This window comes from Bradyrhizobium sp. JR4.3, from assembly GCF_040547695.1.
Lineage (GTDB): Bacteria > Pseudomonadota > Alphaproteobacteria > Rhizobiales > Xanthobacteraceae > Bradyrhizobium > Bradyrhizobium canariense.
On record NZ_JBEPQF010000006.1, the window covers coordinates 297,318 to 308,920 of the forward strand.

An 11,603-nucleotide genomic window follows, 5' to 3' on the forward strand; every position below is an offset into this window, starting at 1 on the left:
CGTAGGTTTGGTGGGCTGTTCTCATTTCCTTTCATATTCAGTGACTGACCGAAGTTGTGGCCGAGTTTAGTCCGGCCGAAGTCGGCTTTCTAATTCCCGTCCACTGACAGAGTATTCGGGCGCACTCTGGCGTGCAAAATGGCTCAGACGTCGTAAGTCGAGGGACCTGCAACAACTGGTTCAGTGGAGCTAGAGGCATCGCGACCAATGGCCGTAATCGCTCAACGGGGCTCCTCCACACCGAGAGAGCTAGACAATTGAATTGAATTAACTCTTGAGCCAGCGGTGAGAAATAGATGTGCGCATCTACGGTGGCAAGCTACGAATCGCGAGTCGAGACGGAGGAGAGCACTACAGCGTAGACCACCTCAATAATCTCCTATCTTGTGCCGGTAAGCCTGGGGCTAGGACGCGTTTCATTGGAGCGGCAGCTTGTCGCGCAAAGCGGACATTGGTGCCCTGCCGAGGTCGGTTAAGGGCCACGAAGGAACTTTTGGGGTTAGAGACCGACACTCCATTGCGCCCGTCATGCTTCATTGCACCAGATGAATGGCGGGATGCAGCATGCCGAGCACCCCGACCATTGCGAAGATCGCGAGTCCGAGCGCGATCTCGATCAGCGTGTTGCGCCTCAGCGCGGAACGCGCGGAAGAATCGGTCGCTTCTTTTGGGGTCACAACGAGCCGGGGCGTCAGCCAGAACCGATTGACTGCCGCAAAGGCGACCATGATGGCAAAGGCGGCGATCTTGAGCAGCAACAGCCGCCCATAGTCGGTCACAAGAGACGCGCGGATTGAACCAACGAGTATCCACGTATTCAAGAGCCCAGACACGATCAGGGCGGCAACGCTAATCATCCCGAGGATCGAAAACCTGCTGATAGCGTCCAGCTCCAGTGGTCTCCATTCAAGTGCCGGACGGTGCCGACCCACCTCGAACAGAATCGCAAGGCCTGCCAGACCTCCGATCCAGGCCGACGCAGCGCAGAGATGCAGAACGTCGGCGGCGAGGTGTAGATTTCCCAATTCCCCTAACGTTGATCCGGCATGGCCGGTCCAGGCAATCGCCGCAACCAGAGCTGAAGCAGCCAACAGCACCAGCCAGCGCGACAAAACCATTTGGTCGAGCAGCAGACACGCGGCCAGCAAAACGGCCAAGGCAGCGCGAACTTCCGCGACCAAGCCGAATTGCGTCTCGTTGACCACAGTCCAGATCGCGCCGGATGTCACCGCGTCGCCCCAACCGAGATCCGCAATCGACATGGTCTGCAGCACAAGCCAAATCAGCCCGGTTGCCGTAGTGAGGGCGAGCGCTATCCAGGCAAGCCCAGCCAGGCGCAATCGGACAACGGAGTATCCCTCCGGCGAAGGCCGCAGGGCTGGCTCAGCGACGAAGCCGCGAAACATCAGGATACCGGCGATCCCCGCCGACGCCGCAAAATGGATCGCGCGCGTCAGAGCAAGAGGTCCGTCGATCTCCGACCCGAACCAGCTCATGGGCTTTCCCAATGGCGTTACTGGCCGACCTGGAAAGTAAAGCTGCCATCGGTCGTGTGTGTGTCCACCGATAGCACGTGCCAATTCACATGATAGGTGCCGCTGCCTCCCAAACGCAACGAAACCGACATCTGATTGCCGCTGACGCGGGCCTTGCCGCTGTCAACGCGTGCGCCTGCGGCATTGGTCACGGTGACCCTGGAGAAGGCGGGCTCCAGCTTTTGGGTGAACCACAAGGTCACCTCGCGCGGAGGGCTTCCGACCTTGTTGCCGACGCGCGGCTCGGCATGGTCGAGGAACGCGTGCGCCTGCGCCGCGCCGGTTGCGAGCACCAGCAAGAGCGGAGCGAGTCCAATCAGAGATAAACGTCGCATGGTCAACTACCTCGGAAAGGGGCTTGCGGGCTGGACCGGGCCGCCGAATAGCGGTTTGCCGATCCCGCGCGGGTCGATGTCATCGAGGTAGAGGTGCAGCTGCGCGATCACGCCGACGTTTCTGCCACTTTGCCGGTTGATCGGGATCAGCGCCTCGACCCCGACCTGGAAGGTGTTGCCGACCCAGAGCACGCCGGGTTGAATCGTTCCGGTCGTCAACGTTCCCGAGGTCAGGGTGTTCGACACCGGCGTTTGCAGATTGGCCTCGACCAACGGGATCAGGTGATTGATGAAATCCGGCAGGCCCAGATCGACCACGGACGATTTCAGATAGGGCATGCTGTATTGGATAGTCCCACCCCAGTTCAGCACACGCGGGTTGAACTCGGTGTCGGCGGTGAGCGCGCCGGTGTCGGGATCAACCCCGAGGGTCGTCGTGAAATTCCGTCCCGGGATCGCATAGCCGACCTGGCCGGTGATCGCGAACGGCCTGAGCCACGACAGCGTCTCCGGCAGATCGCCCAGCCCTTTGCCGAAAAAAACCGTCGGCGTGTAGGTGTTGAAGGATTCGGCCCCTATGGTGGAGGAGCCGGTGCCGCCCCATTCCACGCCTAAGCCTACCGACATCACGAACTCATGCTCGGTGCTTTTGAAGACCCGATATTTGAACAAGGTCTCCAAGTTCTGGAAGCCATTGGCCCCCGCCGCTGTAGTATCGATCGGCCCGAGGAAGGTGTAGGTCGTGCCAAACGATATCGCAAAATCCTCGGTGATCCGCTTCGAGAACTCCGCGGAGATATCGCCCTGGCGCACTGGCGGAACGTCGCCGGTCTTGAAACTGTCGACGGTGGGGAGCGACATCTCGTCGTTGACGCCGGGGTCGTCGATGGAGAGCGTGGCCGGGAAAAAGCGATTGCCAACGATTTCGTGGGCACTGCTTCCGGAGAGAGGAATAAACGTGATAGCGGCGCCCCAAAAGCCCGCACGTGCGTAAGAGATCGACATGGAAGGTCTCCACAAGTTGACGTGCAAGTGCAACGGCCGTTGGCCGCCATTCTCACGTCGACCGTGGAGGGGCACGCGCGTGGGTATTCGAGCCGGCGCGGGACGGTCCGTGGATCAGTTTCGCATCGGTCCAAAGAATTGGTCGGAACTGACGGGCAAGTTCAAAGAGGGTAACGGGCCTTGGCGCGTCAACGGCCGTGCCCGCGTGGGATACGCAGATCGCGCAAAGGGCGTCATGGGCGTAATGCCCACGATCTTGATCGTCTGATCCAGTGGTCGCATCACTGTGGCAAATGCTCGGTGATTGCAGCGGATCGGCAACCGCGATTGCCGTGGCCCAGCAGTCTGCGACCGGCGCCAGGATTTGCATCACCAGCGCGAGCAGGACGATCGGAAAAAATTCCTGTAGCCGTCGCCGCATTTGGCCCACCCGCCACGAAGCCTAGCACCGCGTGGCGTCGGGGTCGAGCCATCCGCACGTGCGTACGGTACAGTTCGTCTTAGCGAACGCACGATCTGTGCGGACCAAAGCACCATTTAACGATGGCCAGTCATGGCCGACTCACCAAGGAGGCTGACGTCGGCCTTGTCAAACTGCGACTTGGCGGGGAGGGCAGCTCTTGGGCGAAACGCGGACATTCGGCCTGATCGGCAAGTCTCCGAAGAGCCAAGATCAGAATGATCGTTGCATTCGGTCGCGACGTGGACTTGCTACCTACGATGACGCGAGGGTTCCGCGGCCATCCTCTCATACAACCGCCACCTCTATGCGCTAGTGTGGCAGATGAGAGGGTCATTTCGAGGCAACGGCCTCCTCGAACAGCTCAACCTTGCCGCGCGTGTTGTCCGTCACCGCAAAAACCTCGTAAAAATCGATCTGCGGCTTCATGCCGTAGCGCTGGATGATGCCCTCCAGCCACGGCCCGGTGTAGAACGCCGTAGCATCCTCGATACGCTCCCACTGGTACACGCCGCCCGCCCAGCCGCTTTCGGACCAGATGAAGTGCTTGCTGATCAGCCCCGTCACCCCGCGGAAGTTGGGGGCGATCTTGTGAAAGTGCTCGCGACACGCGGCGTAGTCGATCGTCGGCGGCAGTGTGTATCGTACAACGGCGGTAATCATGCGACCTCCTTGTAAGTATGGCCCGGCGCAACATTGATGGCATTCCCGGGATCAAGCTAGCGAAGCGGGGAGCCGATGGGTGAAAGGCGCAAAACCTAACCATTAGCTTCCGTTCGCTGCGACAAGCCGACCATTCCAGATCATGGCTAGCTTAGCGTCGAAGTTCAGCCTATCCCGCATGATCTCGGTACAGGCGTTGCTCAATTCGCGCAACGCAGGCTCCATGCATGCTGGTGCGTGTGCCCGACTGAGATACTGATCATCTACTCGCGCCAATCGCGATCAAATGCGACAGACGCCGCCGTGAGTAGGTCAACACGATTGACAAGAGCCTTAATCGCCGCGCAGCTATCTCCTTCCAATTTTTTGCGTTAATGTGAACCTCTTCACACCTGTGTAGCAGACGGGCTCGGATGATGCTCAAAGAGAGCTAAGGCCCCGCAAAGCGCCCCCAGTTCTATTCCATTCACACGCGAGTTTGGGAGTGACACATGGAAAAGCGCGAAATTGGCACCAGCTTAACGAAAGGTCTGTCCGAAGCGAAGGGAGGCGTTTTCTCCCGCCGCTCGGTGCTGACGTTGGTTTGCACCCTCGGCGCTGCGGCGCCATTTGGAATGTTCGGAGCGGCTCGCGCGCTGACGGCATCCGGGACTGGATCGCTGTCTTATCTTCCTGGCGAGTCCTTTATTTGCCGCGCCGCAGCGAACAGTGAAGAGCTACAAGGCCCGCGCCGCCAACTAAGAATCGCCTGGAACGCGAACGCGGCGTGCACGGTCGCTGCGGCAGTCGCAAAAGAACGGGGTATCTTCGCCAAGCATAACCTCGATGTCGACTTCGTCAATTTCGGTGGTCCCACCGACCAATTGTTGGAGGCAATTGCAACTGGCAAGGCCGATGCCGGTTTGGGATTGGCGCTGCGCTGGCTTAAACCGCTGGAGCAAGGTTTCGACGTTCGGATCACCGCCGGAGTGCACGGCGGTTGCATCCGGCTCCTCGGCTCCAAGGCCGCGAATATCGATAGCCTGGAGTCCCTGCGCGGCAGGGCTATCGCGATTAGCGATCAAGCGAGCCCAGCGAAGAACTTTTTTTCGATCTACCTCGCCAAGAAGGGCATCGATCCGGCCCAAGAGGTAGAGTGGCGCCAGTACCCGGCCAATCTGCTTGCGCTTGCCGTCGATAAGGGCGAAGTGCAGGCACTGGCCGAGATAGATCCGCTGCCCTATCTTTGGCTCAAGGAAGGCAAACTTAACGAGATCGCGACGAACTTAACGGGTGAATTCGCCGACCGCACTTGCTGCGTACTCGCGATACGTGGCAGCCTCACCCGAAGCGAAATGCCGGTGGCAGCCGCTCTGACCCGATCGATACTGGAAGCGGCAGATCGAGTTGCCAGCGATCCCGCCGATGCCGCAGCAATCTATTCGGGCTACGGCGGGAGAGGATCCCTAGAGGATCTCGCCACTATGTATCGCAGCCATACTCATCACAGGCATCCCGTCGGGGCGGAGCTCAAGAAACAACTTCTACTCTACACCGATGAACTCAAGGCAGTGAACGTCATCAAGCGAAGCACTGACCCGGCCAAGTTCGCCGACCGGATTTATCTTGACGTTCTAAGCTGAGCCGATTGGGAAGATCCGCAGTGAGCTCGGTCATCAATGAAGTGCCGAGGCCATCAGAGAAATCGGGGTTCGGCTTTTTTGAAAGTTCGACCACTCGGTCGTTGATCGGCGGACTGTCTGTTGCCGCGGCATGGTCTATGGTTGCCGCGCTCGCTGCGTTCTGGCCGGACAGGCCCGAGAGCGATTGGGCCTACACGGGCAGCTTCGCCATTGCCTGCGGCGCGTTGGCCATTGCTCTTGCCTTGGCCGCCTTTGCCGGCGTTCGTTTTGCTCTTCAGCGTCTCCAGCGGCTTTATCCGTGGCTGTTCGCGCTCGCGCTGTTTTTGGCCGCTTGGGAGGCCGTCACAGCAAAGCTCGGATTGCTGCCGTTGCCGTTTTTCCCGCCGCCGCAGGCCATTGTCGAAGTTGCTATCGACGATTGGAGGCGGCTGGCTGAAGGCATTTTCGCCTCAGCCCGTCTGCTCGCGACCGGCTATTTTCTCGGCGCGGCGGCAGGGTTCGTAACCGGCGTGGCGATCGGCTGGTCGCGGCGCGCCGGTTATTGGATCCACCCAGTGTTGCGGTTCATCGGGCCGTTGCCCGCAACAGCTTGGCTGCCGCTCGCATTTTTCGTTTTCCCGTCGAGTTTCAGCGCCAGCATTTTCCTGATTGCGCTCGCAACCGGGTTTCCGGTCACCGTGCTCACCTGGTCGGGCGTGGCCAGCGTGAAGAGCGCCTATTACGATATTGCGCGGACATTGGGAGCAACCCAGCGCTTCCTCGTGCTCAAGGTTGCGATTCCGGCGGCAATGCCACATGTCTTTGTTGGCCTGTTCATGGGTCTCGGCAACTCGTTTGCGGTTCTTGTCGTAGCCGAAATGCTGGGTGTGAAGGCGGGGCTCGGCTGGTATCTGCAATGGGCGCAGGGTTGGGCGGCCTATGCCAATATGTACGCCGCGCTGCTGCTCATGGCGTTCTTCTGCTCCAGTCTGATCACGCTGCTCTTCCGATTGCGGGACCGCCTGCTATCCTGGCAGAAAGGTTTAGTGCGATGGTAGCGCCGATCGCAAGCGATCACGCGGTCCGTGGATCTACGCTAACGCTCCGCGAAGTGAGCCATCGCTTCGATCTTGAAGGGCAGCCCCTGCCGGTATTGGACCGCATCAGCTTGCAGGTCGGCCGCGGCGAATTTGTTGCTCTCCTGGGACCGAGTGGGTGCGGAAAATCGACCTTGCTGCGGCTGGTCGCGGGGCTCGACACTCCAACGGCCGGCTCGCTGCTAGCGGAGGGAAGGGAGATCGAAGCACCCGATCCGTCGCGCGTCGTCGTTTTTCAAGACCCCACGCTCTATCCATGGCGGACGGTATGGAGCAACGTTGCGCTCGGTCTGGAAGCCCGCGGGTTGCTCCGCACCCATCGCGGACGTGTCGAAGACGCGCTGCGCCTAGTGGGACTCACGGGCTTCGCCAATGCCTACCCGCACCAGCTTTCCGGCGGTATGGCGCAACGAGCGGCTCTGGCGCGTGCGCTTGTCAACGACCCGAAGCTGCTCATTCTCGACGAACCTTTGGGCCAGCTCGACTCGCTGACTCGTATCGCGATGCAGGCGGAACTTGTCGCACTTTGGCAGCGCTCGAGTTTCACGGCGCTGCTCGTCACGCACGATGTCGAGGAGGCGCTCTTGCTCGCCGGCCGCGTCATCGTGCTGAGCGACCGACCTGCACGGATCAAGGCCGAAGTCGTCAACCGCCAGCCCTATCCTCGCCACCGGGGCGATCCGCACTTCGTTGAGCTTCGTCGCGAGGTGTTCGAGCGTCTCGGCCTCGATGACGCATGGTAACTGTCAAAAGGAGCTCGCCGTGACAGATATTCTCATACGCATCATGAAGCAGCCGCACGGCGTGCTCGCCGCGATTGCAATGCGGTTGCTTTAGCGGCTTGGTAGCGACCCCGTTGAAGTCTAACAATTTGGAGCGCACGGAGCATTCTATGACCTCGGAATTCAACGTCCACAACGCCGCGGGCTATGAGCAGCTCATGGGCCGCTGGAGCCGAAGACTCGCGCGGCTATTCATCGACTTCGCAGGGGTTGCCGACGGCGAAAGGATTCTCGACGTCGGTTGCGGTACCGGGAGCTTGACCTTCGCGCTCGCTGAAGCCGCCGACCTCGCCGAGATTGCCGCGGTCGACTATTCACCAGTCTTCGTCGAGGAAGTGGTCCGGCGCAACACAAACCCGCGAATAGAAGTCCGACAGGCGGACGCCTGCGCGCTGCCCTTCGAGGGCGGCACGTTCGACCGCGCTTTGGCGCTTCTCGTGCTCCACTTCGTTCCCGAAGCCGGCAAGGCAGTAGCCGAGATGTGCCGCGTCGTTCGGTCGGGCGGCGTGGTCGCGGCAGCGGTGTGGGATCATCTCGGCGGAATGCCCGGCATGCGCATGATGGTCGACACGGTGGCGGCACTTGGTGAAAGCGGGCGCCAGCTGCGCAGCCGCTATTGCTTTCAACCGATGATGCAGCCGGGCGAACTGCGACGGACTTTTGCCGAACAGGGTCTCGCGGACATTGCGGAAATGGAACTGATGATCCGCATGGACTACCAAAGCTTTGCCGACTATTGGGCGCCGATTGCCGCTGGCGAGGGGCCGCTCGGCAAGTATGTGGCATCGCTCGACGCTGTGGAGCGAGCACGCACCGACGCCGCCGTCCGCGATGCCTACGAGGCTGGCCGGCCCGATGGCCCGAGGTCCTTTGCAAACGTCGCGTGGGCGTGCCGAGGCATCGTTCCCTAACTCGACGGCCAGAGCCGTCTCTTCCGAGGTCCTGAACCCGAAATCGTTCACCCAACCGCGCGGCCTTCGGAATTGTCACCGACGGGCGAGCTCATCTCAGGGGCAAGAATGCGACCTAGCGGGGAGGGCAGCTCTTGGCTGAAAGCGGCATCCGTCGACGGATCACCGCTCCTCCGTACCAGGACCCGCAACTTGTTGAAGTTGCAAAAAGGTTCGACGTTGGACTTCACGCTAGAGCGAAAGCTACGGCGACAAGCTACGAATGGATCCGCTCGGATCCCGAGCTGATGGGGCAGGGCAGCTCAGGACCGGCTCCAGCACTTGCAAAGACGGCTGATTCGGGTGTCTGGTCCGCTCTCCACTCGAAGCAGAACTTTTCTTCATGGCCGAAGTCTCCGAAGAGCCACAAGCTGCCGTCGATGGCAGGTTCGGCTCGGCGTCCGGTTTACCCGGCCGAGAGCGGACATCACGGCGGCTGAGGCGCTCTTCCGCTTGGGGGCCAGAAACAGACCTTTGCTGATCGGCAACATCGGAACGATGAATAGCCTCTCTCGCCATCTAGCTCACGGCAGGACGCACAAAGAGAGCCCTTGTTCATCTCGATTGACGGCCAGTTGGCGGCCCCTTGTCTCCCCCCTGATGGCAGCCAAGGGCTCAGTCCAGCGCACCTCAGCGCGTTGGAGCTTGTCGCCGCGTTCTTAGCCGAGGGCCGCAAAGGTCGACAAGCTCGGAACCGAGAGCGTAGCCCGAGATAGCTCCAAAAGACGCACGCCAGACGGTGTTTGGATAGCTGCCGGCGCAAACCAGATGTGTCGTATCGGATGCATAGTTGACGCAGCGCTTTAGACACTGCCTCGCCAGCGCAGCTTGGCGATCGGGGCAGTTCAGGCCGGTTCTTTCGTCTTCGACCCTCCCGGCGTCGTCCTCAAAAAAGCAATCCCGCAACTGCGCATTTCGAGTCAACACGTTCATGCATTGAGCGGTCGCGTCGCCGACCTGCGCCTTGGTCGGTTTCACCAATGGGCACTCTGGGGGAATCTGAGCTGGGACCACGTAGGTACGCGCTGGCCGGCGGGCGAGCACGGCGGCTCTGTGCTTGCTCGCGGCGGGCCCACGTGACGGCCCTCGAGAATCTTCGGCGCAGGCGATAGGAAGGCATCTGGTCCACAGCGGACCGCTGCTCACGCATCGATTGGCGTCTGGCGCGCAGCCGGTGGGGCAACAGGTTTGCGCAGACGCGGGCGATATCACCGCATATGCCAAAACCAAGATTGTCACCTTGAGATGGCGCATGTTCCCCCACCAGACAGACAGCAGCTAAGCGGCGCTCGACTTGTCCTTTTCAATCGCGCTCATTCCTTTTTCTTCTTGTCATCTCCATCCTGGCCGCCAAAGCCCGAGGAGCCCTTGTTAGCGCCGCCACCTCCAGATCGGGAGCCTTCCTCTCCGGAATGCGCGACCCTGGACCCCTTTGCGCCACCCGAGTTCTCGCCGCCACCTCCGCCAGAGCCCCCACCACCGCCGCCGGCTGATGAGTGCTCCTTGGTCGAGTGATCCTCGGTCGCGCTGTGTGGATCATTGTCGAAGACTGAATGACTGCTGCCGCCGCTGCTATATCCTGCTCCGTCACGGGCGCCGGAACGTGCGATGGCTGTTGACGTCAACGACGTCGACAGGAGTAGAGTCATCGATGGCGGGTTACGGCAGCAAACCTGCCACACATCTTCAAGAACTCCCGGCGGTCTTCGTCTTCTTTTGCGGGCATCAGGTATTCCCCTGGGCTCCAAACTCGACTATTTAACTTAAATCAAATTAAATAAATTAATCCTTTTAATTGGTTCAATCACGAAAAGTTGCGTTCTAGTGCGCCTACCATTGGCCGTACTGCCCTGCCGCGGGCGGCAGAAGTTCTGGATGAGGGTGAAGAACCGCAGCCACCACGCTGGCAAATGCGAGCCGCTGGATCCGGTTGGCGCTGAAGTATATTGCGGCAACAACTCGGGGTCAGTCGCTACTATGCTGTATAGAATTTCAGTTGCCGTGGCGTGGGCTTCTCTTGCCTTTATCACCTACGCGAGTTTGTCTCCAATCCACGACAGGCCTCAACTGAGCAGTTCGGCCAACATCGAACACGTCGCGGCCTTTACGTTCCTAGGTTTCGCATTTTGTGCCGCGTACCGGGACCGGATGACGCTGGTGTGCAGCCTCGTGCTTGGTAGCGCAGTGGTGCTGGAATTGTTGCAAAAGCTGACGCCAGATCGCCATGCTAGATTGCTGGATGCGTCCGAAAAGGTGGTTGGCGGGTTGCTCGGGATTTTGCTCGCCAGCATCGCTTTACGCCTGATTGAGCGCTGGACGGCTGCATCTGATGTTTAACGGTTATTGCGGGTTGGGTTCATGCCCAATCGTGGCATAAGCCAGTGACGTCCGTTGACATAGCTCACGTCGCAATGTCGATATCGACTTGGCGAGCTGGTTGGGGCCCTGGTTGGCCTGCTCGGACCCTTCAACCAGGACAGGAGCCGACTGGTTCGTAAGGTTTGCGTCTGAACTCTTCCGCACCGTGATTACTGTGATTGGATTGCCAATTGCCTTTCCGCCGCGCGGATGGTGTCGATGAACAGCTTCGCAGCCGGGTTCAAACCAATCGGACCACCATGTCCTCTAGCTCCAACGCCAGTATCGCCACGAGAGCGCGCACGAAGGCTGAGGCCACGCGACAGGCGGAACAGGCAGCGAAATTGTAAACATAGCCTGCCTCCGCTCGGAACTTCTCAAGTTGAGCAATGAGTTCTATTCGCGCCGTTCTATAAGCGACCCGTCTATGGGTCGGCTTATCTCCTGAAGCAGACATAGCGGCCCTGTCGGCGAAGGGCGGCAACGCTCCAATAGGCGCCGATCGGCGCGGGGCTGCAAACTTCCAGTCTAGTTTGAAAGAGCGTCCTCGGCTTCGGGCGACGAATCCATTCAGACGGACAAAGCCTAGACAAACGTGGAAAGTAACGGCTAGTCATTCGCATGGGGTGGATTCCGAATTGTATTCCTCCGGGGTGGGCCGCCTTGTTGAGTTGCAGGTATCCGACGAGGATCTAGCTTTAAGGCTAGCCTTAAGGTCGGTAGATGCGGGTAGAGGTCCTGGGCGGGGTTGAGCGTCGTCGTCGCTGGTCTCGCGACGATAAGATGCGGATCATCGAAGAGACGCTGGCGCCCGGCG

At 60.1% G+C, this 11,603-nt stretch carries 10 protein-coding genes; 5 read left to right on the plus strand and 5 right to left on the minus strand.

Annotation, left to right across the window (positions count from 1 at the left end; translation table 11 throughout):
• Window positions 1-533: 533 nt before the first annotated feature.
• From copD to ABIB91_RS13350, 5 genes are all read right to left on the minus strand, one after another.
• Window positions 534-1,496, minus strand: a complete 963-nt coding sequence (gene copD / locus ABIB91_RS13330) for a copper homeostasis membrane protein CopD (protein ID WP_354161543.1) — start codon at window positions 1,494-1,496, stop codon at window positions 534-536.
• A gap of 17 nt (window positions 1,497-1,513) precedes the next feature.
• Window positions 1,514-1,870: a copper resistance CopC family protein gene (locus ABIB91_RS13335; protein WP_354161504.1), complete on the minus strand. Its 357-nt coding sequence runs from the start codon at window positions 1,868-1,870 to the stop codon at window positions 1,514-1,516.
• A 6-nt stretch (window positions 1,871-1,876) separates the two neighbouring features.
• Entirely contained in the window at window positions 1,877-2,908 is a 1,032-nt protein-coding gene (locus ABIB91_RS13340) for a hypothetical protein (protein ID WP_354236242.1), read from the minus strand.
• A gap of 19 nt (window positions 2,909-2,927) precedes the next feature.
• Window positions 2,928-3,296: a DUF2946 family protein gene (locus ABIB91_RS13345; protein ID WP_354161510.1), complete on the minus strand. Its 369-nt coding sequence runs from the start codon at window positions 3,294-3,296 to the stop codon at window positions 2,928-2,930.
• Between the two features lie 372 nt (window positions 3,297-3,668).
• The gene (locus ABIB91_RS13350; RefSeq protein ID WP_354161513.1) at window positions 3,669-3,998 is read right to left on the minus strand and encodes a hypothetical protein; all 330 of its coding nucleotides are present in this window, start codon (window positions 3,996-3,998) and stop codon (window positions 3,669-3,671) included.
• 491 nt (window positions 3,999-4,489) lie between these two features.
• Here ABIB91_RS13350 and ABIB91_RS13355 point away from each other — a divergent pair, with 491 nt between their 5' ends.
• The 5 genes from ABIB91_RS13355 to ABIB91_RS13375 all read left to right on the plus strand — a co-directional run bounded on the left by ABIB91_RS13355 (window position 4,490) and on the right by ABIB91_RS13375 (window position 10,765).
• Window positions 4,490-5,620 (plus strand): ABC transporter substrate-binding protein, encoded by a 1,131-nt coding sequence (locus tag ABIB91_RS13355; protein ID WP_354161516.1) that lies wholly within the window; start codon window positions 4,490-4,492, stop codon window positions 5,618-5,620.
• A 101-nt stretch (window positions 5,621-5,721) separates the two neighbouring features.
• The gene (locus ABIB91_RS13360) at window positions 5,722-6,657 is read left to right on the plus strand and encodes an ABC transporter permease (RefSeq protein ID WP_502916973.1); all 936 of its coding nucleotides are present in this window, start codon (window positions 5,722-5,724) and stop codon (window positions 6,655-6,657) included.
• Entirely contained in the window at window positions 6,651-7,439 is a 789-nt protein-coding gene (locus ABIB91_RS13365) for an ABC transporter ATP-binding protein (RefSeq protein ID WP_354161519.1), read from the plus strand. Before ABIB91_RS13360 ends, ABIB91_RS13365 begins: the two co-directional genes overlap by 7 nt.
• Window positions 7,440-7,588: 149 nt before the next feature.
• Window positions 7,589-8,389 carry a class I SAM-dependent methyltransferase gene (locus tag ABIB91_RS13370; protein WP_354161522.1) on the plus strand — a complete coding sequence of 267 codons (801 nt, stop codon included), beginning with the start codon at window positions 7,589-7,591 and terminating at the stop codon, window positions 8,387-8,389.
• Window positions 8,390-10,303: 1,914 nt separating this feature from the next.
• Window positions 10,304-10,765 (plus strand): VanZ family protein, encoded by a 462-nt coding sequence (locus ABIB91_RS13375; RefSeq protein ID WP_354161525.1) that lies wholly within the window; start codon window positions 10,304-10,306, stop codon window positions 10,763-10,765.
• The last annotated feature ends 838 nt before the right edge of the window (window positions 10,766-11,603 follow it).

Coding starts and splice junctions, on each gene's coding strand:
- copD (WP_354161543.1), bottom strand. CDS start 1,496: ATGAGCTGGTTCGGGTCGGAGATCGACGGACCTCTTGCTCTGACGCGC.
- ABIB91_RS13335 (WP_354161504.1), bottom strand. CDS start 1,870: ATGCGACGTTTATCTCTGATTGGACTCGCTCCGCTCTTGCTGGTGCTC.
- ABIB91_RS13345 (WP_354161510.1), bottom strand. CDS start 3,296: ATGCGGCGACGGCTACAGGAATTTTTTCCGATCGTCCTGCTCGCGCTG.
- ABIB91_RS13350 (WP_354161513.1), bottom strand. CDS start 3,998: ATGATTACCGCCGTTGTACGATACACACTGCCGCCGACGATCGACTAC.
- ABIB91_RS13355 (WP_354161516.1), top strand. CDS start 4,490: ATGGAAAAGCGCGAAATTGGCACCAGCTTAACGAAAGGTCTGTCCGAA.
- ABIB91_RS13365 (WP_354161519.1), top strand. CDS start 6,651: ATGGTAGCGCCGATCGCAAGCGATCACGCGGTCCGTGGATCTACGCTA.
- ABIB91_RS13370 (WP_354161522.1), top strand. CDS start 7,589: ATGACCTCGGAATTCAACGTCCACAACGCCGCGGGCTATGAGCAGCTC.
- ABIB91_RS13375 (WP_354161525.1), top strand. CDS start 10,304: ATGAGGGTGAAGAACCGCAGCCACCACGCTGGCAAATGCGAGCCGCTG.